This window comes from Methylobacterium organophilum (genome assembly GCF_022179465.1).
In the GTDB taxonomy this organism is placed as follows: Bacteria; Pseudomonadota; Alphaproteobacteria; order Rhizobiales; family Beijerinckiaceae; genus Methylobacterium; species Methylobacterium organophilum.
In genome coordinates this window covers 188,070-214,060 of sequence record NZ_BPQV01000002.1, presented here as the reverse complement: position 1 = coordinate 214,060, position 25,991 = coordinate 188,070, and the positions used below count along the sequence as shown (strand labels likewise).

The following is a 25,991-nucleotide window of genomic DNA, read 5'->3' as shown; positions in this document are numbered from 1 at the left end:
AACTCCAGAAGCGACTGGCCCGGCGGCGACGCCGGGCCTTTTTCCATGGTCCCGCCTGCCCTCGCCGCGCCGCCCTCGCTGCGACGCCCTGGGCCGCGACCGAAGACCACAGCCGGGATTGCGGGCGGGCCGATCCGCTCGTGCGCAAGGAAACCGACGCCGGCTCCGCTTCCCGCGCAAGTTCGGCCCGAAACCCCAGGCCCGCCGCGGCGGCGCCGCCGCGACGGACCGCTTCCCGGAGACCCAGAGCGCCGCCCGCAAGGCCGGCCGCCCCCGCCCGCACGAGGATCCATGCTGTTTCCGACCACCTTCTCCCTCTATACCGGGCTGGCGCTGTTCGGCCTCTCGCTCGCCAACGCGGCCGCCCTCGGCGCCGTGCGCGACAGGCTGGAGAGAGAGGGATCCCGGCGCTGGGACCCGCGCCCGAGCCGCCGGCCGCGCTGACCCCGCCCGGAGTTTTCGCCCGCAGCCCGAGAGCGTATCCTCGGACGGTCGACGCCGCGCCGTGTCGCGGGGACCCGAGAGGAGCGCTCGACATGATTGGCGAAGCCGACCTGCGCGGTCACCGCATCCTGGTGGTCGAGGACGATTACTTCCTCGCCACCGACACGGCCCGCGCCCTCCAGCGTGCCGGCGCCGACATCCTGGGTCCCTGTCCGAGCGAGGAGGCGGCGCGCGCCGAGATGGAGCAGGCGACGCCCACCGCCGCCGTGGTCGACATCAATCTCGGCGACGGCCCGTCCTTCGGCCTCGCGCGCATCCTGAGGGCGCGCGGCACGCCCTTCGTGTTCATCACCGGCTACGACGACGAGGCGATCCCGGCCGAGTTCGAGGGCGTGACACGCCTGCAGAAGCCGGCCGACTACCAGCAGATCGTCGGCTCCCTCGCCCGGATCCTCGGCGCGACGCCACGGGTCGGATAGGGACCGGCCGGGCGGAGCGCTTCACCGGGCGCCCTATCCCCGCGGCAGCAGCACCACCGTGAGGGAGCGCACGCCCTGCGCACCGTGGATCAGCACGCCCTCGATATCCGCGGTGGCCGAGGGGCCGGTATGGAGCACCGCATAGGCGGCTCGGCCGAAATCCGGGCGGCGATAGGCGGCCTGCACGTTCACGACGATGTCGGCCGGGTCGAGCAGCACGATCAGGTGCTGGGCGAGATAGGCCACGGCATTCACGATCAGTTCGGCCTGGGTGAACAGGACCGAGCCAGTCTCGGCGATGCCGAAGACCGCCCGCACCACCGCCACGTCGACATCGGCGAGGTCGCGCGGGCTCGCCACTGTGGAGAGGTCGCGGTTTCCGGTCACCTCCGGCACGGCGGAGGCCAGCACCCTGGCGCCAGCGATGCGTTCGCGCACCGGCAGGAGCGGGTCGGCGCCCGGGGCGGGGCGCTCGATGCGCCCGCCCATGCGCTTCAGGGTCTCGCCGAAGGCCTCGACGCGGTCGTCCCCGACGAGGGGAGCGAAATCCGGCACCTCCGGCAGGGGGAAGTCGCCGGCGGGGCGGTTCGCCCGGATCGCGGCTAGGATCGACTCGCGCGCGCTCATTTCGCGCCGTCCTTGCTCATGCGGTTCTGCTTGTACCAGGCATGGAAGCTCTGGCGCGGGGCGTCGGGCATCTCGCGGCCCTTCCCCCAGGTGTTGGCCGGATTGTAGACGGCGAAGCGCGGCAGCACCTTCAGGGCGGAATCCGCCGCGCCGATCGCCGCGCGATAGGCCGCGGGCCGGCTCAGCACCGCGCCGGCGGCCTTCATCATGCCCTGCTTCAGGAGCGGGATCTGGTGCTCCTCGGCCAGCACCTTGCGCCAGGCGAAGATCTGCTCGTGAATGTTGATCTTCACCGGGCAGACATTGGTGCAGGAGCCGTTCATCGTCGAGGAGAAGGGCAGCGTCGAGTATTTCCGCTTGTTGTAGGTCGGGTCGATGATGAGCCCGATCGGGCCGGAATAGGTCGCCCCGTAGGAGAGGCCGCCGGAGCGCCGGTAGACCGGGCAGGTGTTCATGCAGGCCCCGCAGCGGATGCATTTCAGCGAGGTCCAGAACGCCTCCATGCCGAGCCGGGCGGAGCGGCCGTTATCGACCAGCACCATGTGCATCTCCGAGCCCTTGCGGGGCGCGGTGAAATGCGAGGTGTACTGGGTGATCGGCGAGCCCAGGGCCGAGCGGGCGAGCACCCGCAGGAACACGCCGAGATCCGCCATGCGCGGGATCAGCTTCTCGATGCCGATCGAGTGGATCTGGAGCGGCGGCACGTTGCCGGAGAGGTCGGCATTGCCCTCGTTGGTGCAGGTGACGACGGTGCCGGTCTCGGCGATGGCGAAGTTGCAGCCGGTCATGCCCGCATCCGCCGAGAGGATCAGCGGCCGGGTGGTCTCGCGCTGGCTCTCGGCGAGGTAATGGGCGTCGTCGTTCTCGGGATCGGTGCCCAGCGTCCGGGCGAAGACCTCGGCCACGTCGAGCCGGGTCTTGTGCACCGCCGGCATCACCACGTGGCTCGGCTCCTCCTCGTCGAGCTGCTGGATGCGCTCGCCGAGATCGGTCTCGATGATCTCGATGTCGTGGGCGGCCATGAAGTGGCGGAAGCCGCATTCCTCGGTGAGCATCGACTTCGACTTGATGAGCCGCTTCGCGCCGTGGCTCTTCAGAATGTCGAGGACGATGCGGTTATGCGCGGCCCCGTCCTCGGCCCAGTGCACGTGCACGCCGTTCGCCCTGGCCGCCGCCTCGAACTGCTCGAGGTAGCGGTCGAGATGGCTGAGCGTGTGCGTCTTGATGCGGGAGGCGAGGTCGCGCAGCGCCTCCCATTCGGGGATGGCCTGGGTCGCGGCGTCGCGCTTGCGCCGGACGTCCCAGAGCCTCGCATCGTGGGCGGCCTGGTGCAGCGGCGCGGCGATGAAGCGCTCGGCGGCCTCCGCCTGGTCGATCGGCTTGTCGCCGCGGATCCTGGCGCCGCGGGGCTGCGGCTCGCGGGGGGCCGGCGCGCGGACCGGCCGCGAGGCGGCCTCCGCATGCTGCAGGCGCTCGCCGTCCTGGCTCCGCTCGCTCTCGTCGTCGGGCGGGCGAACCTCCGGGTGGAGCCGGTCCTCGCGCGGGTTCAGGTCCTGGTTCAGATCCGAGGCGCTCATGCGGCGGCTCCGTTCAGCACCTGGGCGATGTGGATGTACTTGAGGGGCAGGCCGAGGCGCTCGGCGCAGCCCTTCTGGTGCATCATGCAGGAGGAATCCGCCGAGACGACGTAATCCGCGCCGGCTTTCGCCTGATCGGTGACCTTGTCATAGCCCATCTTGGCCGAGACCGCGGGCTCGAACACCGAGAAGGTGCCGCCGAAGCCGCAGCACTCGTCGGGCCGTGCCAGCTCCACCAGCTCCAGGCCCTTCACCTTCTTGAGGAGGTTGAGGGGCTTGGAGAAGTACGGCGCGTTCAGCTCCGAGGGCTTGGCGTGGTGGATGCCGCGCAGGGCGTTGCAGTTCGAGTGATAGGCGACCTTGTGCGGGAATTCCGCCCAGGGCAGCGCGTCGATCTTCAGGACGTCGTGCAGGAATTCCACGAGCTCGTAGGTGCTCGCGCGGACCCTTCGGACCTCGTCCGTCTGCGGGATCGCGGTGAGATGGGCCCGGACCTGGTGCACGCAGGAGCCGGAGGGGGCCACCACGTAGTCGAAGCCCGAAAAGTTCTTCACGAACAGAGCTTCCGTCGCCGCCGCCTCGGCGTGGCAGCCGGTATTGGTCATGGGCTGGCCGCAGCAGGTCTGGTCGTAGGGATATTCGACCGTGAGGCCCAGGCGCTCCAGCAGCTCCAGGGTGGCGATGCCCACCTCCGGCTCGAAGGCGTCGACATAGCAGGGGACGAACAGCCCGATCCGCATCGGTTCGTGTCTTTCGCGGGCGCGGCCGCGGCCGCGCGATCTGGAATTCTTACAGCCTGAACGCGCTCTAACGAATGCCGGCCCGCTTGGCGAGACGCCGGCCGCACCCGCGTCCGGAAGGCGCGGGCCGGAGGCGGAACGGGAGCGGAACACTCCGGCCGGGGCTGTGTTGGTCCAGCATCCCCGCAACCAGCCAAGGAGGCGGCCCATGGCCAATCCCGGCATCCCGAACCCCGATCCGGGGCCCGGCGGAAACATTCCGGGCGACCTGCCACCCCCGCCGCAGCCGGACGAGCTGCCGGATATCGGCCCGACCGGCCCGCGCTCGCCCTACCCCGTCGACGATCCCGATATCGACGAGCCCAAGGGCCCGGGCTCGGAGCCCGACTACCTCCCCGGCGGCCCGACCGACCCGGGCATCCGGCTCTAGGATCGATTTTTCCAGAACGGATTTCGGCACGCCCGCAGAGGATGCGGGCGTGTCTTTCTTGTGGGGGCTCAGTCCGCGTTCTCTTTCGCGCGCACGTAGCTCTTGAGCACCGCGTTGATCCGGGACTGGTAGCCTTTGCCGGCGCTGCGGAAATGGCGCAGCACGTCGGCATCGAGCCGCAGCGTGATCTGCTCCTTGTTCTCCGCCGCGACGGGCTCCGCCGTGTCCCAGAAGCCGGCGGGAATCAGGCCCGCATCGGGATCGTCCGCGGCGCGGCGCTCGGCCTCCTCCTCGCCCAGGGTCTTGAAGGCCCGGCTCAGCGGCTCAGCCGGGGGCATCTCGTCCAGGCTGTCAAACCGGACGAGCTTGGCACGCTTGCGCGTAGGCTTGTCGGTCATGTCGGCTCGCCTTCCATGCGGAGATGCTGCGGATGTCCCCGTCGCGGAGCGTGCAGACCACCCGCAGCACCTCGTTGTCGTAGACGCCCAGGGCGATGAACCGGTCCTCGCCGTCATCGCGCCGCGTATCCGGCCGGGTCAGTCGGAACCCGCGGAAGATCTCGGCGGCCTGCCGGAAGCCGACGAGGTGCTTGGCCTGATTGGCTGCATCCTTCTCCGGATCCCACTGGAAGCCCATGGTCAGAATGTAACGACAAAACGTCGTTCTTTGAAGGCGGTTTCAGGGGGACGGGCCACCCTCTCCCGGCCTCTGCGGCGGCCTGAGACCGGATCAATGCCCCCCGTGGGACGTGCGCACGTCCCGGGGCGAGGCGAGGATCTCGGCGAGGGAGGCGGCGACGTGGCGGGCCTCCTCGTCGGTGAGGCGGAGCTGGAAGGGAGGCAGCGCGCCGGCCTGGAGGGCGACCACCGCCTGGCCCTGCTCGTCGGTGCCGACCTCGATCGCCGAGGAGGTCACGTCGAGCATGGCGATGTCCTCGTCGCCCATCTCCTCCGGCAGATCCGGCTCCTCCCCGTCGTCGATCGCCGTGAGCAGCTGGCCGACCGCGCGCACCAGGGCACGGGCCGCACGCGCATCCATCACGACGGCCGTCGATTGGTCGTCCTTCTGGAAGGAGAGCTGGATGTTGGCGCCTTCGAGAGAAACCGAGATACCGGCCATGGATTGCCTAACCGCCTGGAGCTTCACTTTTAATACGCATCCGGAGGACGGAAGGCCACAGGGCGCCCCGGCACAAACACAACCGGCTGCCTTGTTGCGGCCCCATCCTCGGCCTACATAGGGATTCGCGGGCATCGAGACGACGGGAGCGTGGATAGATCGCACGTCCCGAAAAGGTCCCGCTTCGATCCGTCACATCAGCGGAAAGAGAACAGGCGGCCGGCATCCGCAACGATGCCTGTTGCCTCGAGAACTCGCACTAAGGACGATTGCGTGAATACCGGAACCGTAAAGTGGTTTAACGAAACCAAGGGCTACGGCTTCATCCAGCCCGACGATGGCGGCAAGGACGTGTTCGTCCATATCTCGGCCGTCGAGCGCGCTGGGCTTCGCAACCTCGTCGAAGGTCAGAAGATCACCTACGACATCCTCACGGACAAGCGCAGCGGCAAGGACGCCGCCGGCAACCTGCAGACGGCCTGACCGTCGCTTTTCAGCATCGGCTCTTCCAACGAGCGGCCGATGCCAGCAGGCGCCCCGGGAGGGCGTCGGCGGCCGCGATTCCCGGTCTCCGGGGATCGCGGCGCCCGATGTGACAACAACCAGAAACGACTCCGGGCCCCGCTGCGTGCGGGATCACGGACCAGAACAGAGAAACAAGAAACGATGCAGTTCGAGTACACGCGCCGTTCCGGCGCGCTTTCCCCCGTGACCGGCGCCGCGACCTTCCGGGTCAAGCGCCTGACGGGCATTTCGGAGCGCAAGGGCTCCGACCTCAGCCACCTGATCGACCCGTCCTACGAGTACCAGTCGCCGCGTGAGCTGCGCTGGCACCTCGCCGACCGGTTCGGCCTCGCGCCGGCCAAGGTCTCCGTGCGCGAGCACGCCTGAGGACGGAACGCGGCCGGCTCAGCCGGCCGCCAGCGCCGTCAGAGTGGCGGCCTTCAAGGCATTGGGCACGGCGATCAGCTCGCCGTGCTTGGGCTCCGGCCGGTTGTAGACCGCCGGCGCCCCGTCGAGGGTGCAGACCGTGCCGCCCGCCTCCCGCAGGATCAGGTCGGCGGCAGCGAGATCCCAATCCCGCGAATCCCGCGAGACCAATCCGATATCGATCGCCCCCTCGGCCACCCGCGCCACGCGCAGGGCCAGGGAGGGCACCCGCGGGATGCGGGTGAAATCGTCCTGCCCGGCACCGCGCACGAAGCGGTCGGCCATCGGCTTCGGCCCGGTGATGCCGGCGCCGGGCAAAGCCGTGCGCGGCGAGACCGCGATCCCGGCGCCGTTGCGCGTGGCCCCGCGGCCCGACGCCGCCTCGTAGAAGATGCCGAGCGCCGGGGCATGCACGAAGCCGAGCAGCGGCTGCCCCCGTTCCAGCAGCGCCACCGCGATCGACCAGTCCGGGTGCCCCGAGAGGAAGGCGCGCGTGCCGTCGATCGGATCCACGATCCAGACCCGGTCACTGTTCAGCCGCACCGGATCGTCGCTCGTCTCCTCCGAGAGCCAAGCGGCGGAGGGGTCGATCTCGCTCAGCCGGATCTTCAGGAAGGTGTCGACGGCGACGTCGGCCTCCGTCACCGGCGAGCCGCCGGCCTTCGACCAGACCCGGGCGCTGGTCTGATCCCCCGCATTGAAGAAGGGCATCGCCAGGGCGGCCGCCTCGCGGATCGCCTCCCGCAGGGGGCCGAGCAGCGCGTCGGGGCCCTGCCGGCCGGCAGGTGAAACGGGATCGGGCATGCGCTCTTGAGAAAGCTGGGCGCCCGTGCGGGGACGCGCGGGAAGAGATCCCGTTGTAGAGCGCGAAAGGGCACGACCACAAGGCGGCGCGTCCGGCGCCGCTGCGGCATATCCCGCACTTTCACGGATCGCGGCAAGGATCCGTTGAGCATCTCCGGCATCCAGATTCGCTTAACGCTGCCAATTAAGGCGCTACGAGGAGTCTAGACGCAATTCTGCTTGGCATAACGGACGGCCCGACAGAGGCCGCCACTTGCAACAGGGCGTCAATCAGATGATTACTTTCGCGAATATGAACACGGATTTCCCCGCTTCGTCGCAGGAGGCTCCGGTGCAGGACGGCGTTCAGATCCGCGGGTTCTCCTTCGTGGCGACCGCGCTGCCGATGATCGGCCGAATCACGGGGGCCGCCCAGGCCGTCGGCGTGGCTCTGGCCTTCGCCGAGGACGAGAGCGACGCCTGCGGCGAGGACCGCTTCGCGCTGCTCCTCGTCGACGCGCAGGACGGCGTGCTCGCCCGCCTCGGGCCCTTCGCGGAGGAGGACGTGGTGGCGATCTGGCGCGATTGTGCCGCCCGCACCGGCCTGCCCCGGATGATCCTGCGCGAGGACGGCCAGTTCGCCGAGGTTTCCCGGCAGATCGGCCGGCTCAGCCTCGGCCGCTCGCGCCAGCGCCGCCGGGTCGGCCTGCTCAACGGCCGCCGCCCCCGCTTCCTGGTGCGCCGCAAGACCGCCCGCCTCCCGGCGCGCCCGCAGATCCACCGCGGCGAGAACGAGATCATCGCCCGCAGCTGAACGAGGCGCTTACGCGAGGACCGCGCGGACCAGCCCGTCGAGGACGAGGCCCGCGAAGAGGATGAGCCCCGCATCGCGGTTGGAGCGGAACAGGGCAAGCGCCCCGTGCCCGTCCCGCGGATGCAGCCGCAGGACCTGGCGGCCGAGATGGGCCGCGAACAGGCCGAGCCCGACCAGCGCCACCGGACCGGCCTTGGCCGTGACCAGGGCCCCGAGCATCAGCGCAGCGGCAAGCCCGTAGCAGAGCCCGACCGCGAGGCGGAGGCGCTCGCCGAAGAAGCGGGCCGAGGAGCGGATGCCGGCGATCTCGTCGTCCTCGATGTCCTGCACCGCGTAGATCGTGTCGTAGCCCACCACCCAGGCGATGGTGCCGGCATAGAGCCAGTAGGCCGGGGCTTCGAGGCGCCCGAACAGGGCGGCCCAGCCCATCAGCGCCCCCCAGGAGAAGGCGAGCCCCAGCACGAGCTGGGGCAGCGGCATCACCCGCTTCATGAAGGGGTAGATCGCCACCGGCAGCAGCGAGGCCATGCCGACGAGAATCGCCGTGCCGTTGAACTGGAGGAGCACCGCGAGGCCGATCAGCGCCTGGAGCACCAGGAAGGCGGCCGCCGCCTTGGTGCTCACCTGCCCCGAGGGCAGCGGGCGCGAGCGGGTGCGCTCGACCTTGGCGTCGAGATCCCGATCGGCGATGTCGTTGTAGGTCGAGCCCGCCCCGCGCATGGCCACGGCGCCGACGAAGAACAGGGTGAGATGGCCGGGATGGGGGAAGGCGCGGCCCGCCGCATCCGCCGCGAGCGCCGCCGACCACCAGCAGGGCAGCAGCAGCAGCCACCAGCCGATCGGCCGCTCGATCCGCGCGAGGCGCAGATAGGGCCGCAACCGCGCGGGCGCGATCCGGTCCGCCCAGTGGCCGGCCACCGCATCGGCGACGTTGCCGTTCATGGAATCACTCGGGGTACCGCGGGGTCTCATACCGTTTCCGGACGATGGAAGCGGTCGCCGTGCCGCCCCTCGCCCCGGGCGAGGGGGACCGCGCGCAAGGCGGCGGCGTGGGAACGCGAGCCTTTATGCCGGCCACTTCAGTGCCGCCCCCTCCGTCCGCTGCGCGGCCCCTCCCCCGATGGGGGAGGAAGAGCCGGCGGACCGAGCGGACATCCTCAGAGGGCGCCCTGCGGCATCTTGAAGGAGCCGGTCAGGCCGGGGCCGCCGAGGAGGCCGCCGCCACCGCCGTTCTGGGCCTGGGCGCGGGCCTGGGCTTCCATCTTGGTCGCCTGGGCGGCCATGCCGCAGACCTTGGTGCGGATCTGCGCGACCTTGCTGTGGTCGGCCTTGAAGCCTTCGGCGAAGGAATCGGGGATCGAGCACCATTCCTTGTTGGCGGCGATCCACTTCACGCCCTCGGCGCCGTTGGCCTGGAGCTTGCCGAACAGGGCGCAGGCTTCCTGCGGGGTCATCTTCTTCTTCGAGTTCGAGGCCGCGTTCGCCTTGGCGACGAGGTTCTTCCGCTCGATCAGCGTCTTCTGGATGCTGCCGCAATCCGAGCCGCCCTGCGGCACGGCCTGGGCCTGCGGCACCGGCGCGGTGGCCGCCGGCGCGGCGGGCGCGGGAATGGCGGGGGCCGGCACCGCGGGCGCCGGAGCGGTCTCGGCCGGGATCGACATGGTCGGCGAGGGCGCGGTGGAGAAGGCGCCCTGGGCGAAGGCGGCCCCGCTGGTGAGAAGGGCGGCGCTCAGCACGGCCGCGGCGATCTGGCTCTGTCTGGTCGGCATCCTGTAGTCCCTCTCCCGGCCCGCTCTGCCGACGGTTGCGCGACCGCATCCGGGCTGGCCGTGGCGCTCACCGTGGCGTGTTCGTTCGATCAGAGGGAGTCCGCACAGGATTGTGGCGTCAATCGAACGGTTCCGCTCCCATCGGCAAGGATTGCGGATAGTTTCCCGAATGCTTGCCCTTGTTGCAGGCAGGCACCACCTTTCCCGCGTTGACAGCGGACAAGACGCGGGCGACGAGCCGGCATGGCCGCCTACGACTTCACCGCTCCCCGCCTCTTCGTCGAATCGGACCTGGCGCAGGGCGCCGTGCTGCCCCTCGACCGGGCCCAGGCCAATTACCTGCTCACGGTGCTGCGCCGCTCGGAGGAGGATCCGGTCCTCCTGTTCAACGGCCGCGACGGCGAGTGGCGGGGGCGGCTGCGGCCGAACGGGCGCAAGAGCGCCGATCTCGAACTCGTCGAGCGCACGCGTGCCCAGCCGGAGCCCGCCGACCTCCACTACCTGTTCGCGCCGCTCAAGACCGGGCGGCTCGACTACGTGGCCCAGAAGGCGGTGGAGATGGGCGCGGGCACGATCCGCCCGGTCTTCACCCGCTTCACGCAAGGGGAACGGATCAAGCTCGACCGTCTGCGCGCCAATGCCATCGAGGCGGCGGAGCAATGCGGCATCCTGGCGGTGCCGGAGATCGCCGAGCCGGCCCGCCTGTCCGAGGCCCTGGCCGCCCTCGATGCGGGCCGCCTCCTTGTCTTCTGCGACGAGGACGCCCCCGTCGCCGATCCGGTGGCGGCCCTGCGCGGGGCGGCCGACCCCGCCGCGCCGCCGCCGCTCGCCGTGCTGGTCGGTCCGGAGGGGGGCTTCGCCGAGGAGGAGCGCGCGCTGATCGCGGCGCGCCCGAACACCGTCGCCCTGTCGCTCGGCCCGCGCATCCTGCGGGCCGACACCGCCGCGGTGGCGGTGCTGGCCCTGGTCCAGGCGGTGCTCGGCGACGCGCGCTAGCGCCTCGTTGCCAACGGTGGTTGCGAAGGGTTACGGCCCCTTGCGCTTCAGGAAGGCCTGCATCTGGGCGATCTCGGCCTCCTGCGCCTTGACGATGTCCTCGGCGAGCTTCCGGATCTCCGGATCCTTCGAGTATTGCAGGGCGACCTTGGCCATGCCGATGGCGCCCTCGTGATGGGGGATCATGCCCCGCACGAAATCGACGTCGACGTCGTTCGTGTAGCGGATGTCCATGGCCCGGTGCATCTGCCCGTCGATGTCCCGGAAGGCCTTGGTCGCCGAGCTGTCGCCCGGGGCGGCGGGCAAAGGATGGTGGCCGGCATGGTCCATATGCTCGTGCGCGTGCTCGTGCGCATCTTGGGCCAGGGCGGCCCCGGCCAGGCCGGCGGCCAGGAGGGCGGCGAGGGCAAGGCGCTTGCTGTTCATGGGTGACATCGTCCTGGTCTCGATCAGTTGAAGGTGCCGGTGGCGGTGGCGCCGTCCGGGGCGGTGACCTGCACGGCGCCCTTCGGCCGGGCGGGGAGCGGGGATCCGGCCTGGCCGGTCAGCCGGCTGCCGTCTTCGCTGGGCGCGAGGGGGATGCGGGCGGCCTTGCCGTCGGCGACGAGCGTCGCGCGGCCCTTGAAGCCGGCCGCGGGAAGCGGCTTCGCCCGCCCATCGAGGATGTAGAGCTCGACCGTGGCGTCCCGGGTCACCAGTTCGAGGTGGTAGGGCCCGGCATCGGCGATGCGGCCGCCATGCTGGCCGCCGGATTCGTGGGCGAGGGCCGGGCCGGCCGCGAGCAACAGGGCGAGGGCGGGAAGCGGGGGACGCATGGTCGGTCTCCTTGTCGGTGGGCGAAACAGTCTCAGAAGGCGGCCCGCGCGGCCGGTTCGGCGCCCTCGCCGGCCTGCGCCGCGCGCAGGCGCTCCAGGGGCGTGCGGCCGAAGCGCAGGAACAGGACCGGCGTCAGCACCGCGTCGAGCAGGGTCGCGCTGACGAGGCCGCCGAAGATCGTCACCGCGACCGGGTGCAGGATCTCCTTGCCCGGGCTCGCGGCGTCGAGGAGCAAGGGCACCAGGGCGACACCCGCCGAGAGCGCGGTCATCAGCACCGGGGTCAGCCGCTCCTGGCTGCCGCGCAGCACCAGATCCGGTCCGAAGGGCACGCCCTCGTGCAGCGACAGGTTCAGCATGTGGCTGATCTTGAGGATGCCGTTGCGCGCGGCGATCCCCGTCAGGGTGATGAAGCCGATCATCGAGGCGACGCTGAGCGGCTGCCCGGCCCACCACAGGGCGATCACCGCACCGATCAGGGCGAGCGGGATGCTGCCCATCACGATCAGCGCCAGGGCCGCGGAGCGGTAGCGGCTGAACAGGATCGCGAAGACCAGGGCGAGGGACAGGCCGGAGAGCAGGCCGATGGTGCGGGCCGAGTCCTCCTGCGCCTGGAAGGTGCCCTCCAGGCTGGTGAACACCCCCGGCGGCAGCGGCTCGGCCGCGATGCCGGCGCGGATCGCCTCGACGATCCGGCGGGTGTCGACCGTGCCGTCCGTATTGGCCTGGACCACGATGCGGCGGCGGCCGTTCTCCCGCAGGATCTGGTTGGGACCGTCCGTCTCGCGGATATCGGCGACCTGCCGGGCCGGCACCCAGCCGGAGGGCGTCTCCAGCAGGAGGTCGCCGAGGCCCGTGGTCGTGCGCCGGTCCTCCGGCAGGCGGATCAGCACGTCGAAGCGGCGATAGCCGTCGACGACCGTCGAGACCACGCGGCCGTTCGAGAGGCGGCTGATCTGGTCGATGATTGCCGCGGGCTGGACGCCGTAGAGGGCCGCCCGGGCGTAATCGACCCGGATGTCGAGCTGCGGGATGCGCACCTGCCGCTCGACCTGGAGGTCGGCGAGGCCGGGAATCTTGGCGAGCCGCTCCCGCAGGGCGTCGGCGGTGGCGCGGAGCTGGTCGAGATCCTCGCCGAAGACCTTCAGGGCGATCTCCGCGCGCACGCCGGAGAGCATGTGGTCGAGCCGGTGCGAGATCGGCTGGCCGACATTGACCGCGACGGGAAGCTGCGCGAGCCGGCCCCGGATCTCGGCTACCAGGACCTCCTTGGGGCGGGCCGCCCCGGGCTTCAAAGCCACGTCGATCTCGGAGGCGTGCACGCCCTCGGCATGCTCGTCGAGCTCGGCCCGGCCGGTGCGGCGGCCCACGCTGGCGACCTCCGGGATGTCGCGGAGCAGCCGCTCCGCGATCAGGCCGACCCGGTGGCTCTCGGCCAGCGAGATGCCCGGGGTGAAGGTCATGTTCACGGTGAAGCTGCCCTCGTTGAAGGGCGGCAGGAAGGCCCGCGGCAGGCTCCAGGCGGCAAGGCCCGCGGCGAGCACCGCGAGGGCGACGCTTCCCACGAGGATCCCCGGGTGGCGGAAGGCGAGGCCGAGCAGGGCCGCATTGCCGCGCTTGAGCGCGATCAGGAGCCGGCTGTCGTGCTGCTCCAGGCTCTTCAGCCCCGGCAGCAGCCAGAAGGCCAGGACCGGCGTGAGGGTGACGGCGGTGACGAGGCTCGCCAGGATCGCGACGATGTAGGCCTGGCCGAGCGGCGCGAAGAGCCGCCCCTCGATGCCGGAGAGGGCGAAGAGCGGCACGAAGACGAGGACGATGATCGCCGTCGCGTAGACGATGCCGGAGCGGACCTCGCCAGAGGCCTCCACCACCACGGCGAACACGCTCTTCGGGCTGCCGGCCCGCCGGTTCTCGCCGAGGCGCCGAAAGATGTTCTCCACGTCGACCACGGCGTCGTCCACCAGCTCGCCGACGGCGATGGCGAGGCCGCCCAGGGTCATCGTGTTGATCGAGAGCCCGGCGAAGCGGAAGACCAGGGCGGTGGCCAGGATCGAGACCGGGATCGCCACCAGCGAGATCGCCGTGGTGCGTCCGTTGAGCAGGAAGGCGAACAGCACCACCGCCACGACGAGCATGGCCTCCGCGAGCACGCGCTCGACGTTGCGGATCGAGGTCTCGATGAAATCCGCCTGGCGGAACAGAACCGTATCGGCGCGGATGCCGTGCGGCAGGGCGGCGGAGAGATCCTTCAGCGCCGCCTCGAGGGAGCGGGTCAGGGCCACGGTGTCGATGTCGGGCTGCTTCTCGACCGAGACGATCACCGCGGGCCGGCCCTGGCTGCCGGCCTCGCCGCGCTTCACCTTGGCGGCGAAGGCGATGTCGGCGATCTGGCGCAGATAGACCGGCGCCCCGCCGACCTGCGCGACGACGAGGCTCCTCAGGTCGTCGAGGCTCATGGTGCGGCCGATGTTGCGGATCAGGTATTCCCGGGCGTGCAGATCGGTGAAGCCGCCGCCGGCATTGGTGCCGAAGGCCTGCAGGGCGGCCTCCAGCTGCGCATTGGTGACGCCGAGCGCCCGCATGGCCGGCGGATTCGGGCTCACGCGGAACTGGCGCACCTCGCCGCCGATGGGGATGACCTGGGCGACGCCGGGGAGGGTGAGGAGCCGCGGGCGGATCACGAAATCCGCCGCCTCGCGCACCTCCATCGGGCTCGCCTGCTCGCCCGTGACCGCGACGAGCAGGATCTGCCCCATGATCGAGGAGACCGGCCCCATCTGCGGGGTCACGTTCGGCGGCAGCTGGTCCCGGGCCAGGGCGAGCCGTTCGGCCACCTGCTGGCGGTTGCGGTAGAGGTCGGTGCCCCAGTCGAACTCCACCGTGACGATGGAGAGGCCGACGCCGGAGACGGAGCGCACCCGGCTGATCCCGGGCAGGCCGTTGATGCGGGTCTCCAGGGGGAAGGTGACGAGCTGCTCGACCTCCTGGGGGGCATAGCCCTCGGCTTCCGTCATGATCGTGACCGTGGGCCGGTTGAGGTCGGGGAACACGTCCACGGGCAGGTGGCCGACCGAGAAGGCGCCGGCGACGACCAGCACGGCGGCGAGCGCCAGCACCAGCATGCGGTTGCGCAGGGCGAGGCGGACGATGGCTTCGAACATCGCGGCGCCCCTACCGGACCTGATCCAGAAGCTCGGCGCCCTGCACCACCACGCGCCGGCCCGGGCCGAGGCCGCCGGCGACGAGCACGCGCTCGCCGTCGAGGGGATCGACGCGCACGGGCCGGGCCTCGTAGCGCTCGGCCGCGACATGCTCGTAGACTACGTCCTGCCCGTTGCCGGTGCGCACCACCGCCGCCCGCGGCAGGGCGAGCCCGGAGAGTTCGGCATCGGTGGCGGCGAGCACCGTGAGGAACTGGCCGAGGCGCAGGCCCGCGGTATCGCCCTGAATCGCGAATTGCACGGGAATCGCCTGGTTGCGGTCGGCCAGACCCGCGCCCTGATAGGTCAGGGCGACGCTGCGCCCATCGGGCAGGCGGGCGCTGGCCTGCTGCCCCGGGATCAGGGCGTCGAAGCTCAGGGCCTCGACCCAGAGATTCTTCGGATCGACGATGCGGAACACCATCTGGCCCGGCGCCGCCATCTGGCCGGCGGTGGCGGAGGCCTCGGCGATCACCCCATCCACCGGCGCGATCAGGGGCTCGGGCTCGGCACGGATCGCGTCGAGGGCGGCGCGGCGGTCCTGCAATCCCTTCAGCTCGTCCTGCGCCTCCTCGTATTGCACCTGGGCGACGGCGCCGGACTGGGCGAGGCGGGCATAGCGCTCGACCCGGCGCTTCACGATGGCGATCTGCTGGTCGAGCTCGCCCTGGCGCTGGCGCATGTCGGAAACGTCGACCCGCTGCACGGGCGGGGTCACGCTGGCGAGCACCTCCCCCTTCGCGACGACGCTGCCGAGGCGGGGGAACAGCCCCGAAGCCGGGGGCGACAGCCGCCCGCCCACGGAGGATTGGACCACGCCGCTGGCATTCGGGTTGGGGATGACGCGGCCCGGCAGGCCGACGCTGCGCCGGAAGCGGCCGATCTCGGTGACCGCGGTGCGCAGGGCGAGCAGGCGCTGGGTGGGTTTCGGCACGAACACCGCCCCGTCCGGCAGGCGCCGGGCGAGATCCGCCGCCCCCTCCCCCGGCCGGCTCAGGGCGGCGGGCATGGCCCCGCGATCGTGATCATCGTCGCCATGGGCGAAGGCCGCGGCGGAGGCGAGCACGGTCCCGGCGAAGACGACGAGCGCCAGGGCCGTGCCGCGCCGGCGGCGCACCGCCAGCAGCATGGCGCCGAGGCCGAGCAGGAAGCTGCCCGAGGCGACGGCGAGCAGGACGGGGTCGCGGGTCGCGATTCGTCTTGGGCCGCCCTGCGACAGGGGCGAGGCGGCCGAGCCGGTCTCCGCGGCGGGCTCCGGGACGGTGAGGCTCACCGGCAGGACGTCGATCTCCTCCCCCGCCGTCACCGTGACCACGAGGTCGTGACGGCCGGGCCGCAGCCAGGGCGCCGGCAGCCGGTAGCTGCCCTCCGCCATGGGCTCGGCCCGCCGCGGACCCTCCGGCGTGTCGATCTCGACGGTCGCATCCGCGATCGGCTCGGCCGTGCGAAAGCGGTCGAGGAACAGCGTGAGGGCGCCGCCGCGCAGGATCGCGACCAGCTCGAAGGCTTCCGAGGCCGCCTCGCCGCGGGGCGCGAGGTTGGCGGTCAGGGGCGGCGGGGGGGCGCCGTGGTCGTGCCCCTCATGAGCACGCGACGGGGCGAGGCCCGCCAGGAACAGGGCCAGGGCCAGGACCGGCACGCAGCGGGCGGCCAGGAAAACGGACATGGAACGGGATCTCTCGCCGGAGGAGCGGACGGCCGCACACGATGGCGCGCAGGGGTCTCACGGGGTTTCCGGTGGGGCGGCGTCCCCGCGGGCGCGGGGACACGGCCCTGCGCGGAGCGGCCGCGCCGCTCGCCATGACGGAGCGTGCGCTTCAACCGCGCGTGGCAGCCGGAAACGGTGTCAGGCGAGGGATCGGGGGGGCTTGGGCAGCGCCTCGGGCGGCAGGCCCGGAGGCTGGGCCTGCTGGAGGGCAGCGACCGGGGCGGACGGGGTCGGCGCCGGGCCGGTGACGAGGAGGCCCGGCGTCAGGGCCGAATGGCAGCAGGTCATGCCGCGGCTGCAGCATTGACCGCCGCAGGGCTGATCGTCGCCGGCCTCGCGGCCGTCGCGCAAAGCCGCCTCGGCGAAGCGCGGCGCGGCGCGCGTGACGGTCTCCTGCGCCGCGAGCGTCGAACCGGCGAGCGGCGCGGAAGCCACGGCCGGCACGGGCGGGTGATGGGCGTGGCCCTGATGAACATGCCCGTCATGGGCCTGCGCCGCGGATACGCCGAGACAGGCGGCGATCATCACGATCACCGCCGCCAGAAGACGTGCGAGGGGGCGCTCCGGGCTCATCGGGGCCAGCCTAGCACGGGGGAATGGCCGGGCGGAATGCCCTTCACGCCATCAGCGCGCGGGCCGCATCCGCATAGGCCAGGGGCCGGCCGAGGAGGCGGGCGCCCTCCGCCGCGCGGCGGATCTGGTCGGCATTGCCCTCGGCGCGGCGGCCATCCGGCGCGAACAGGTTGTTCTCGAAGCCGATGCGGGTATGGCCGCCGAGCCCCGCCGCCACCAGGGCGCAGGCATTCTCCTTCGGCCCGAAGGCGCACATCGACCAAAGCGGCGCCGTCCCCTCCCCGGCCGCCGTGAGGAAGGGCAGCAGGTCGGAGGGCTGCGAGACCTGTCCGGCGGTGTAGCGGCCGAGCACGAAGAGCGGAAAGTCCTGCCCCTCCCCCAGCACGCCGCGGTCCTTCAGCGCGCGGTACCGCGTCACCTCCTCTGCGCTGTAGAGGATGACCTGCAGGAAGATGCGCTCCCGCCGCGCCCAGGCGAAGAAATCCGCCGCCGCCGGCTCGGAGGCGGCATCCGGCACCAGCTCGCGCAGGGCGAGCGAGACCGCTTCCGGCCGCACGGCACGCACCACCGCCATCTGCTCGGGGGCGGCGTAGCGCCCCCCCGCCTCGGAGGTGATCTGGAGAACGAGGCGGTCGCCGACCTCGGCGCGGATGGCGGCGCTCGCCTCCCGGTAGGCCTCCGCATCGAGGAGGTGGCGCCCGTCCCGGTCGCGGACATGGACATGGATGAGGGAAGCACCCGCCTCCAGGATCTCCGAGGCCGTGCGGGCGAGCTCCGCCGGGGTGATCGGCAGGTTCGGATGGTCCGCCTTGCCGCGGCTCGCGCCGTTCGGGGCGTTGGCCAGGATGAGGGGCTGCCAGCTAACGGGGCTCTGCTTCGTGGTCGTCATTTCGATCAGTCGTTCTGGGTGAGGCCGAGCCGCTTCATGCGGTCGGAGAGGGTCTTGCGGGGCAGGCCGAGGGTCCGCGCCGCCTCGGCGACGCGCTGGCCCGCGGCCTTGAGCGCGTCCTCGATGACCAGGCGTTCCACCCGGTCGAGCAGGGCGTCGAGGCCGGGGGCCGGCGCGGTGCCTCCCGCAAAATCGGGGCCGAGAAAGCCGAGCATGAAGCGTTCGGCGGCGTTCTTGAGCTCGCGCACGTTGCCCGGCCAGTCGGCGAGCATCAGGGAGCGGCGAAGCGACGGCGGCACCTCGATCACCGGGCGCTGGTACTTCACCGCCGCCTGGACGAGGAACAGCTCGAACAGGAGGGGCACGTCCTCCCGCCGCTCGCGGAGCGGCGGCAGAGTCAGTTTCACCACGTCGAGGCGGAAGAACAGGTCCTTGCGGAAACGCCCCGCCTCGGCGAGGGCGCTGAGATCCTCCTTGGTGGCCGCCACCACCCGCAGATCGACGGGGACGGGGGTGTTCGAGCCCAGGCGCTCGACCCGCCGATCCTGGAGCACGCGCAGGAGCTTCACCTGCATCGAGAGCGGCATGCTCTCGACCTCGTCGAGGAAGAGCGTGCCGCCGCTGGCATGCTCGATCTTGCCGATCCGGCGCTTGCCCGCCCCGGTGAAGGCGCCGGCCTCGTGGCCGAACATCTCGCTCTCGAACATGCTCTCCGGGATGGCGCCGCAATTGACGGCGACGAAGGGCTTGTCCCGGCGGTTGCCGCCCTCGTGCAGGGCGCGGGCGACCTGCTCCTTGCCAGCCCCGGTCTCGCCGAGCACGAGCACGTCGGCGGCGGTGAAGGCGAGCGAGGTGACGTCGTCGCGCAGGCGCCGCATGGCCGGGGACTGGCCGACGAGGCAGCGCTCGACGGCGTCCCCCCGGTCCAGGGCCGTGCGCAGGCGGCGGTTCTCCATCACCAGCGCCCGCTTCTCCAGGGCGCGCCGGACGATCTCGACGAAGGCCTCGCCGACGAAGGGCTTTTCGATGAAGTCGTAGGCGCCCTCGCGCATGGCCGAGACCGCCATGGCGATGTCGCCGTGGCCGGTGATGAGCACCACCGGCAATTCGGGGTCGCGCCGGCGCACGTCGGCGAGCAGTTCGAGTCCGTCGCGGCCGGGCAGGCGCACGTCGCTCACCACCACGCCGGGGAAATCGCGACCGATGGCGGGCAGGGCCTCCTCGGCGCTGGCGAAGGTCTCGACGGAGAGGCCGGCGAGCTGGAGCGTCTGCTCCATGGTGAGGCGGATCATCTCCTCGTCGTCGACGAGCACCACCTTTGGCCGCGCCGGCAGGCGCCCGGCCTCCTCAGGAAACATGGCGGAGCCTCTCGGGATGGGAGGGCGCCTCGGCCTCCAGGGTCAGGTCGAAGGCGAGGCCGCCCTCCGGCCGGACGCGCGGCTGGAGGGTCGCGCCGAATTCGCGGGCGATGGCGAGGGAGATCGGCAGGCCGAGGCCGAGCCCCTCCCCCGCCGGCTTGGTGCTGAAGAACGGGTCGAACACCCGGGCGAGCGTCGGCGGCGGCAGGCCGGGGCCGTTATCCGCAACGGTGAGCACGACGCGCCCGCCCTCGCGCCGGGAGCGCACCGCCACCTCCGCCCCCGGCCGGCCCTTCACCGCGTCGAGGGCGTTGCCGACGAGATTCACCAGGATCTGCGAGAGCCGGATCGGCTCGAAGGCGACCCGCGCGGCCTCCGGATCGAGGTCGGTCGTCACCCGGGCGCCGGAGGCGCGGATGCGGGGGGCCAGGATGGCGAGGCTCTCGCTCAAGGTGCCCGCGAGGTCGACGCCGACCTTCTCCGGGGCCGAGCGCCGGGCGAAGCCGCGCAATTGCCCGGTGATCTTGCCCAGCCGGTCCACCAGGGTGGTGATGCGGCCGAGATTGGCCTCCGCCTCCTCCGTGCGCCCCTGGCGCAGGAAGGCGCCGGCATTCTCGGCAAGCCCCCGCATGGCGGTGAGCGGCTGGTTCAGCTCGTGGGTGATGCCGGCGGCCATCTGGCCGAGCGTCGCCATCTTGGCGGCCTGGACCAGCTCGTCCTGGGCGGCCCGCAACTCGCCCTCGGCCCGGCGGCGCTCCTCGATCTCGCCGGCGAGCTTCGCGTTGGCGGCGCTGAGATCGGCGGTGCGGGCGGCGACCTTGGCTTCGAGCTCCCGCTGGGCCGCCTCCAGGGCGGTGCGGGCCGCCCGGCTCTCCCGGGCGCGGCGCAGGTGCTGGCGCCAGTACAGGCCGATCAGGCCGAGCAAGACCAGGGCGAGGGTCATGCCGAGCCGGGCGCTGCGGCCGGCCAGCGCCATCGGGGCGGCATCGGCGAAGAGCAGCAGGCGCCAGCCGTAGAGGGGCAGCGCCTTCTCCTCGGCGATCAGCCGCGCCTTGGGCGCGACGTCCGAGTTCGTCACCAGGGGCACGCCGCCCGCCTCGGCCTCGCCCAGGCGCAGGCGGGCAAAGTCCTCCCGCTCGTATTGCCGCGTCCGCGCGATGGCCTGCCGCGCCTCCGCCTCGACGGGGCGGGTCGCGCGAAACTTGAAGGCCGGGTCCGAGGCGAGGAAGACGATGCCGTTGGCATCCGTCACCAGCACCCGGTCCGTCCCCTCCCGCCAGACCGCCTCGAGGGCGTCGAGGGTGACCTTGGTCGCCACCGCGCCGCGGACTTGGCCGTCGATCACGACGGGGGCGGCGATGAAGTAGCCGGGAATGCCGGTGAGGGTGCCGACGGCGTAGAAGCGCCCGATGCGGCCCTGCATGGCCTCGGTGAAATAGGGCCGGTAGTTGAAATCGACCCCGACATAGCTCTGCGACGTGTTCCAGTTGGACGCGGCGATGGTGAGCCCGGAGGGCTTGAGCAGGTAGAGCACCGTGGCCCCCGCCGCCCCGTTCAGGGTCTCCAGATAGCCGTTCACCGTGGCGATGAGGGTGGGGTCCTCCGGGTGTTCGAGCAGACGGCGCACGTTGAGGTCGAGGGCGGCTGCCGCCGGCAGGTAGCCGAAGCGCTCGATCGCCCCCTCCAGGCTCCGGGCATAGATCTCGGCCCGCTGCCGGGCATCCCCGGCCAGGCTCGCGCCCACGCGCGTCTCCGCGATCTCCCCGGCCGCGAGCACGGCGAAGAGCGTCGCCCCGCTCAGGGCGGCGAGGAAGAAGGCGCGCAGGGTGGCGGTGAAAGGGACGGGCATCGTCTTCACGGGGCCGTGGGGGTACGGGAGACGCTCGAAGCGCGTGTCCCCTCCCCGCAGGGAGGAGGGGAACAGCCCGCGAGCCGCGCCGTCCGGCCGGCCTCAATCCGTCGTCAGGCCCTTCATCTCCACCTGCTCGAAGCGGTGCTGCTCGGCGGTGACGAGGGCGGAGAGCTCGCGCTTGAGCTCGTTGAAGGCGGTCGAGGCGCTGTCGCGGGGGCGCGGCAGCTCGACCCGCAGGTCCCGCTTGATCGTGCCCGGGCGGTAGGTGAGCACCACGATGCGGTCGGCGAGGTAGATCGATTCCTCGATCGAGTGGGTCACGAACACGATGGTCTTGCCGGTGGCCGCCCAGATGCGCAGCAGCTCGTCCTGCAGCGAGCGCCGGGTCAGGGCGTCCAGCGCACCGAAGGGCTCGTCCATCAGCATGACCGGGCTGTCGAGGGCGAGCACGCGGGCGATGGCCACGCGCTGGCGCATGCCGCCGGACAGGTCCTTGGGGAAGCGGTCGCGGAAGTCGGTGAGCTTGAGCATGTCGAGGAGGCCGTTCACCCGTTCCTCGATCTGGCTGCGCTTCTGGCCTTTGATCTCCAGGCCGAAGGCGATGTTCTGCGCCACCGTCATCCAGGGGAACAGGGCATATTCCTGGAAGACCATGCCGCGGTCGGGGCCGGGCTCGGCCACCGGCTTGCCCTCGACGGCGATGCCGCCGCGGGTCGGGTGCGAGAAGCCGGCGATGGCGTTGAGCAGCGTCGACTTCCCGCAGCCCGAGGGCCCGAGCAGGCAGACGAACTCGCCCCGATTGATGGTGAGGTCGATGTCCTTGAGGGCGACGACCTCGCCGCCCGGGACGCCGAAGACCTTGTCCACGCCGGTGACCACGATGTGGGGCGTGGCGGCGGATGGCAGGGTAGCCTCGACAGGCACGGCACGCTCCGTGAGGGCTTCGAGGGGATGGGGTTGGACGGACATGTCGGACCTCACGATTCCAGGCCGCGATGCCAGCGGAGCAGATGGGAGTTGAGGCGGCTGACGCCCATGTCGATCAGCAGGCCGAGGGCGCCGATGGTCAGCATCCCAGCGATGATCTTGTCGGACCAGAAGTATTCGCGCGCCTCCAGGATGCGGAAGCCGAGGCCATTGTTGACCGCGATCATCTCGGCCACGATCACCACGATGAAGGCGGTGCCGATGCCGATCCGCGCCCCCGACAGGATGTAGGGGGTGGCGGCCGGCAGGATCACCCGCCGGAAGATCGTCATCCGGCTGGCCCCGAGGCTGCGGGCGGCGCGGATATAGATGCCGTCCACGTGCCGCACGCCGGCGATGGTGTTCATCAGGACGGGGAAGAAGGCGCCGATGGCGATGAGGAACACCGCCGGGGCGTTGCCCAGGCCGAACCAGAGGATCGAGAGCGGGATGTAGGCGATCGGCGGGATCGGCCGCAGCACCTGCATCAGCGGGTTGACGTGGCGGTAGATCAGGTCGCTCGACCCCATGAACAGGCCGAGCGGCAGGGCGAGGCCGGCGCCGACCACGAAGCCGACGACCACGCGGTAGAGCGAGGCGAGGGCGTCGTGCGGCATCTCGCCCGAGACCGCCCAGGCGAGCCAGGAGCCCTGGGCCGGGTCATAGGCTTCGAGCGGGGCGAGATAGGCCCACCAGCGCACGGCGACCGCGGCGGGCGAAGGCAGCACGAGGGGGTTCACGAGGCCCGCCGAGCAGGCGATCTGCCAGAGCGCCAGGATGGCGACGGGGACGGCGAGACCTTCGGTCAGCGCCCTCACGCGGGAAGTCGTCATGGTCGTCCCCTCACTTCGCGCCGGCGGCGGATTTGGCGGTCTCGAGCAGGTCGAGCTTCACCCAGTCGGCGGCCTTGGCGGGCTTGGCCATCTTGCCGATGCCGTGTTCGGCCATGACGTCGGTGGTCTTCTGGATGTGGTCGGCGCTCATCTCCAGGGTGTAGGGCGAGTTGGCGAGCGCCTCCTGGAACTCGGCCGGAGTGACCTGGCCCTTGAAGACCTCCTGGGTGACGAACTTCTCCGCGGTCTTCGGCTCGTCCATGAAGGTCTTCTGGGCCTTCACGAAGCAGGCCATGAACTTGGCCGCGGCCGGCGCGTGCTCGGTGTAGAACTTCTCGGTCATCACCAGGGTGCGGATCGGCGTGCCGACCGGGGTGTCGTAGGGCTTGACCACCTCGACGCCGAAGCCGCGGGCGATGGCCTGGGCCGATTGCGGCTCCGTCTGCATGATCGCGTCGACCTGCTTCTGCAGGAGCGCCTGGTTCAGGTCCGGATAGCCGAGATAGATCAGGTTCACGTCCTTGGCCTTCAGGCCGTGCTTGGCCATCTCGGCGCCGAGCAGCACCTCCTGGATCGAGCCGCGGGTGACGCCGACCTTCTTGCCCTTGAGGTCGGCCGCGGACTTGATGCCGGATTCCGGCGTCGCCAGCAGGCGGGCGCCGCCCTTGGCGAAGCCGCCGACGATATAGACCGGGGCGCCGTTGCCCCGCGCGGAGATGGCGGCCTCCGAGGCGGTGGCGCCGACATCGAGCTCGCCGGCGAGCATCGCCTGCATGATGTCCGGCCCCTTGGCGAAGATCTTGAGGTCGACGGTGATGCCGCAGGAGGAGGCGATCTCCTTGACGTAGGAGACGCCGGCGAAATGCGCGAGCTTGAGGTTGCCGACGCGGATCACCTCCTGCGCGGCGGCGTTGTGCACGGTGAGTCCCGCGGCGAGGGCCGCAGCGGCGGCCACGGCGAGACGGAGGGGTCTGAGCAAGGCGCTTCTCCCGAATAGCCGGCTCTCCGGCCGGTGCTGATTGACGATAGCGCCTTTTGCACCGTGCATGCCAGCCATGCGCAATGCACGAAACTTCCTACAAGCAACTGTTTCGCAAGAATTTTTCCGAATTCCCAGGCAAGGAATGACCGCCGGGGGTGGCGGATTTCCACCACTTGCCCGATCCGGGCGGCGGAGAACCGCCGCCTTGTCCCCGCGTCGTCCCCGGGAACCCGGTTTTCCTTGATCCCTCGCGGCGGGGGCGGCAAAAGCCCGTGCGCCCCCGAGTTCCGCGGGCCGCCCGCGAGAAGACCCGGACCACATGGCGCGCCGCCCGCTCCTGAGGGGCGACACCCTCCCCCTGATCGGACGGCTCTGGCGGGACTGGCTCTCGCCCCACCGGGCGACGCTCGCCGTGGTGCTCGTGCTGATCGCGATCGTCGGCGCCGCCACCGGCCTCTATCCGGCCCTGATCAAGGCCGCCTTCGACGCCTTCGACCACAAGGACCCGGCCGCCCTCACCTACGGGCCGCTGGTGGTGATCGCCGTCACCTCCGCCCGGGGCTTCGCCCTCTACGGCCAGACGGTGCTGACGAACCGCGTCGTCACCCGGGTCGAGGCCGACATGCAGGCGGCCCTCTACGGCCACCTGATCGAGGCGGATCTGGCCCAGCTCGGCCGCGAGAGCCCGGCCGCCTTCACCCAGCGCTTCACCACGGATTTCGCCTTCATCAAGGAGGCGCTCACCCGGATCTCGACGGTGCTCCTGCGGGACGTCGCCATGCTGATCGGGCTGGTGGCAGCCCTGATCTGGATGGACCCGGTCCTCACCCTGGTCGCAGGCGTCACCGTGCCCTTCGTGGCCGGCCCGATCGGCCGCATCGGCAAGAAGCTGCGCCGGGTCTCGACCACGACCCAGGAGCAGATGGGCGCGACCGCCAGCCTGATCTCCGAGAGCCTCGCCGGGGCCCGGGTCGCCAAGACCTACGCGCTGGAAGGCTATCTCAAGGGCCGGGCGGCCCAGGCCCTGGACGACGTGCGCCGCCTCAAGATGAAGGCCGCCAATGCCCGCGGCCGGCTCGACCCGCTGCTCGAGGTCGGGGGCGGCTTCGCCGTGGCCGCGGTGCTGGTGCTGGTCGGCCAGCGGGTGATGTCCGGCGACCGCACGGTGGGCGATTTCACGGGCTATGTCGCGGCCCTGCTGCTGGCGGCCCAGCCGGCCCGGGCGCTCGGCACCCTCAACGCGATCCTGCAGGAGGCCGCCGCCGCCCTGCAGCGCTACTTCGCGATCATGGACGAGGCGCCGCAGATCCGCGAGGCGCCGGATGCGACGCCGCTCCGGGTGACCCGCGGCGAGATCCGCTTCGAGGGCGTGCATTTCCGCTACCGGCCCGACGCGCCGGCCCTGGAGGGCATCGACCTCGTGGTCCCGGCCGGGGGCACCACGGCCCTGGTCGGCCGCTCGGGCTCCGGCAAGTCCTCCCTGCTCAACCTGGTGCCGCGGCTGCAGGACGTGACCGGGGGCCGGGTGCTGATCGACGGCATGGACCTGCGGCAGGCGACCATCGCCTCGCTCCGGGCCAATGTCGCCGTGGTCTCGCAGGAGGTCGTGCTGTTCGACGACACCATCGCCGCCAATATCGGCTTCGGCCGGGCAGGGGCGAGCCGGGCCGAGATCGAGGCGGCGGCCGAAGCCGCGGCCGCCCACGGCTTCATCAGCAAGCTGACCGAGGGCTACGACTTCCGGGTCGGCCCGAGCGGCGGGCGGCTCTCGGGCGGCGAGCGCCAGCGCATCGCGCTGGCCCGCGCCTTCCTCAAGGACGCGCCGATCCTGCTCCTCGACGAGGCCACGAGCGCCCTCGATTCCGAATCCGAGCGCCTGGTCCAGGACGCCCTGACCCGGCTGATGCGGGGCCGCACCACCCTCGTCATCGCCCACCGGCTCTCGACCGTGCGCGACGCGGACCTGATCGCGGTGATGGAGGCGGGCCGGGTGCTCGAGACCGGGCGCCACGACGCGCTGATCGCCCGCGGCGGCACCTATGCCCGCCTGCACCGGCTCCAGCTCCACGAGGACGTGCCGGAACCCTCGCCTCTGGCGTGAGCGATC

28 protein-coding genes are annotated in these 25,991 nt (G+C 71.4%); 8 read left to right on the top strand and 20 right to left on the bottom strand.

Annotation, left to right across the window (positions count from 1 at the left end; all coding sequences use genetic code 11):
* Positions 1-291 precede the first annotated feature (291 nt).
* Both MFF21_RS03670 and MFF21_RS03665 read left to right on the top strand, forming a co-directional pair.
* Positions 292-444, top strand: a complete 153-nt coding sequence (locus tag MFF21_RS03670) for a hypothetical protein (RefSeq protein ID WP_238309848.1) — start codon at positions 292-294, stop codon at positions 442-444.
* Positions 445-536: 92 nt separating this feature from the next.
* Complete coding sequence (locus tag MFF21_RS03665) at positions 537-923, top strand: response regulator (RefSeq protein WP_238309847.1); 387 nt, start codon at positions 537-539, stop codon at positions 921-923.
* A gap of 33 nt (positions 924-956) precedes the next feature.
* On the opposite strand, the gene MFF21_RS03660 is transcribed toward MFF21_RS03665, so the two are convergent.
* From MFF21_RS03660 to MFF21_RS03650, 3 genes are read right to left on the bottom strand one after another with little or no spacing between them, the layout of a single operon-like run.
* On the bottom strand, positions 957-1,550 hold the full coding sequence (locus MFF21_RS03660; protein ID WP_238309846.1) for a LutC/YkgG family protein: 594 nt from the start codon (positions 1,548-1,550) through the stop codon (positions 957-959).
* Entirely contained in the window at positions 1,547-3,127 is a 1,581-nt protein-coding gene (locus MFF21_RS03655) for a lactate utilization protein B (protein WP_238309845.1), read from the bottom strand. The genes MFF21_RS03660 and MFF21_RS03655 overlap by 4 nt, the downstream gene beginning before the upstream one ends.
* Positions 3,124-3,867, bottom strand: coding sequence for a (Fe-S)-binding protein (locus tag MFF21_RS03650; RefSeq protein ID WP_238309844.1), 744 nt, complete (start codon positions 3,865-3,867; stop codon positions 3,124-3,126). Before MFF21_RS03650 ends, MFF21_RS03655 begins: the two co-directional genes overlap by 4 nt.
* A gap of 208 nt (positions 3,868-4,075) precedes the next feature.
* On the opposite strand from MFF21_RS03650, the gene MFF21_RS03645 reads away from it, so the two are divergent.
* Positions 4,076-4,297: a hypothetical protein gene (locus MFF21_RS03645; protein ID WP_238309843.1), complete on the top strand. Its 222-nt coding sequence runs from the start codon at positions 4,076-4,078 to the stop codon at positions 4,295-4,297.
* A 68-nt stretch (positions 4,298-4,365) separates the two neighbouring features.
* On the opposite strand, the gene MFF21_RS03640 is transcribed toward MFF21_RS03645, so the two are convergent.
* The 3 genes from MFF21_RS03640 to MFF21_RS03630 all read right to left on the bottom strand — a co-directional run bounded on the left by MFF21_RS03640 (position 4,366) and on the right by MFF21_RS03630 (position 5,416).
* Positions 4,366-4,695, bottom strand: a complete 330-nt coding sequence (locus MFF21_RS03640) for a BrnA antitoxin family protein (protein ID WP_238309842.1) — start codon at positions 4,693-4,695, stop codon at positions 4,366-4,368.
* Positions 4,649-4,933 (bottom strand): BrnT family toxin, encoded by a 285-nt coding sequence (locus MFF21_RS03635; protein WP_238309841.1) that lies wholly within the window; start codon positions 4,931-4,933, stop codon positions 4,649-4,651. The genes MFF21_RS03640 and MFF21_RS03635 overlap by 47 nt, the downstream gene beginning before the upstream one ends.
* A gap of 93 nt (positions 4,934-5,026) precedes the next feature.
* Entirely contained in the window at positions 5,027-5,416 is a 390-nt protein-coding gene (locus MFF21_RS03630; RefSeq protein ID WP_238309840.1) for a hypothetical protein, read from the bottom strand.
* 273 nt (positions 5,417-5,689) lie between these two features.
* On the opposite strand from MFF21_RS03630, the gene MFF21_RS03625 reads away from it, so the two are divergent.
* Together MFF21_RS03625 and MFF21_RS03620 are read left to right on the top strand one after the other, a co-directional pair.
* Entirely contained in the window at positions 5,690-5,899 is a 210-nt protein-coding gene (locus MFF21_RS03625) for a cold-shock protein (RefSeq protein WP_238309839.1), read from the top strand.
* A 183-nt stretch (positions 5,900-6,082) separates the two neighbouring features.
* Positions 6,083-6,307, top strand: coding sequence for an AsnC family transcriptional regulator (locus tag MFF21_RS03620; RefSeq protein WP_238309838.1), 225 nt, complete (start codon positions 6,083-6,085; stop codon positions 6,305-6,307).
* Between the two features lie 18 nt (positions 6,308-6,325).
* Here MFF21_RS03620 and MFF21_RS03615 read toward each other — a convergent pair whose 3' ends face one another.
* Positions 6,326-7,150: a 3'(2'),5'-bisphosphate nucleotidase CysQ gene (locus MFF21_RS03615; RefSeq protein WP_238309837.1), complete on the bottom strand. Its 825-nt coding sequence runs from the start codon at positions 7,148-7,150 to the stop codon at positions 6,326-6,328.
* A gap of 274 nt (positions 7,151-7,424) precedes the next feature.
* Between MFF21_RS03615 and MFF21_RS03610 the strand changes: the two genes are divergently transcribed.
* Positions 7,425-7,943: a DUF6101 family protein gene (locus tag MFF21_RS03610; protein ID WP_373324910.1), complete on the top strand. Its 519-nt coding sequence runs from the start codon at positions 7,425-7,427 to the stop codon at positions 7,941-7,943.
* A 9-nt stretch (positions 7,944-7,952) separates the two neighbouring features.
* Here the strand turns inward: MFF21_RS03610 and ubiA are convergent, their stop codons facing one another.
* Together ubiA and MFF21_RS03600 are read right to left on the bottom strand one after the other, a co-directional pair.
* Entirely contained in the window at positions 7,953-8,885 is a 933-nt protein-coding gene (gene ubiA, locus MFF21_RS03605; RefSeq protein ID WP_238309836.1) for a 4-hydroxybenzoate octaprenyltransferase, read from the bottom strand.
* A 215-nt stretch (positions 8,886-9,100) separates the two neighbouring features.
* The gene (locus tag MFF21_RS03600; protein ID WP_373324909.1) at positions 9,101-9,712 is read right to left on the bottom strand and encodes a hypothetical protein; all 612 of its coding nucleotides are present in this window, start codon (positions 9,710-9,712) and stop codon (positions 9,101-9,103) included.
* Between the two features lie 243 nt (positions 9,713-9,955).
* Here MFF21_RS03600 and MFF21_RS03595 point away from each other — a divergent pair, with 243 nt between their 5' ends.
* The gene (locus tag MFF21_RS03595) at positions 9,956-10,708 is read left to right on the top strand and encodes a 16S rRNA (uracil(1498)-N(3))-methyltransferase (protein ID WP_238309835.1); all 753 of its coding nucleotides are present in this window, start codon (positions 9,956-9,958) and stop codon (positions 10,706-10,708) included.
* Positions 10,709-10,738: 30 nt separating this feature from the next.
* Here the strand turns inward: MFF21_RS03595 and copM are convergent, their stop codons facing one another.
* The 11 genes from copM to MFF21_RS03540 all read right to left on the bottom strand — a co-directional run bounded on the left by copM (position 10,739) and on the right by MFF21_RS03540 (position 23,881).
* Positions 10,739-11,134 (bottom strand): CopM family metallochaperone, encoded by a 396-nt coding sequence (copM, locus tag MFF21_RS03590; protein WP_238309834.1) that lies wholly within the window; start codon positions 11,132-11,134, stop codon positions 10,739-10,741.
* 23 nt (positions 11,135-11,157) lie between these two features.
* Positions 11,158-11,523 (bottom strand): hypothetical protein, encoded by a 366-nt coding sequence (locus MFF21_RS03585; RefSeq protein WP_238309833.1) that lies wholly within the window; start codon positions 11,521-11,523, stop codon positions 11,158-11,160.
* Between the two features lie 32 nt (positions 11,524-11,555).
* Positions 11,556-14,684 (bottom strand): efflux RND transporter permease subunit, encoded by a 3,129-nt coding sequence (locus tag MFF21_RS03580; RefSeq protein ID WP_238309832.1) that lies wholly within the window; start codon positions 14,682-14,684, stop codon positions 11,556-11,558.
* Positions 14,685-14,694: 10 nt separating this feature from the next.
* Positions 14,695-16,389, bottom strand: coding sequence for an efflux RND transporter periplasmic adaptor subunit (locus tag MFF21_RS03575; protein WP_238309831.1), 1,695 nt, complete (start codon positions 16,387-16,389; stop codon positions 14,695-14,697).
* A gap of 180 nt (positions 16,390-16,569) precedes the next feature.
* Positions 16,570-17,004 (bottom strand): hypothetical protein, encoded by a 435-nt coding sequence (locus tag MFF21_RS03570; RefSeq protein WP_238309830.1) that lies wholly within the window; start codon positions 17,002-17,004, stop codon positions 16,570-16,572.
* A gap of 43 nt (positions 17,005-17,047) precedes the next feature.
* The gene (locus MFF21_RS03565) at positions 17,048-17,893 is read right to left on the bottom strand and encodes a beta-keto acid cleavage family enzyme (protein WP_238309829.1); all 846 of its coding nucleotides are present in this window, start codon (positions 17,891-17,893) and stop codon (positions 17,048-17,050) included.
* Between the two features lie 5 nt (positions 17,894-17,898).
* The gene (locus MFF21_RS03560) at positions 17,899-19,251 is read right to left on the bottom strand and encodes a sigma-54-dependent transcriptional regulator (protein WP_238309828.1); all 1,353 of its coding nucleotides are present in this window, start codon (positions 19,249-19,251) and stop codon (positions 17,899-17,901) included.
* Entirely contained in the window at positions 19,241-21,100 is a 1,860-nt protein-coding gene (locus MFF21_RS03555; protein WP_238309827.1) for a sensor histidine kinase, read from the bottom strand. The genes MFF21_RS03560 and MFF21_RS03555 overlap by 11 nt, the downstream gene beginning before the upstream one ends.
* A 102-nt stretch (positions 21,101-21,202) precedes the next feature.
* Entirely contained in the window at positions 21,203-22,072 is an 870-nt protein-coding gene (locus tag MFF21_RS03550) for an ABC transporter ATP-binding protein (protein WP_238309826.1), read from the bottom strand.
* An 8-nt stretch (positions 22,073-22,080) separates the two neighbouring features.
* Entirely contained in the window at positions 22,081-22,902 is an 822-nt protein-coding gene (locus MFF21_RS03545; RefSeq protein ID WP_238309825.1) for an ABC transporter permease, read from the bottom strand.
* Positions 22,903-22,912: 10 nt separating this feature from the next.
* The gene (locus MFF21_RS03540; protein WP_373324907.1) at positions 22,913-23,881 is read right to left on the bottom strand and encodes an ABC transporter substrate-binding protein; all 969 of its coding nucleotides are present in this window, start codon (positions 23,879-23,881) and stop codon (positions 22,913-22,915) included.
* A 322-nt stretch (positions 23,882-24,203) separates the two neighbouring features.
* On the opposite strand from MFF21_RS03540, the gene MFF21_RS03535 reads away from it, so the two are divergent.
* Positions 24,204-25,985 (top strand): ABC transporter ATP-binding protein, encoded by a 1,782-nt coding sequence (locus tag MFF21_RS03535; RefSeq protein ID WP_238309824.1) that lies wholly within the window; start codon positions 24,204-24,206, stop codon positions 25,983-25,985.
* Positions 25,986-25,991: the final 6 nt, after the last annotated feature.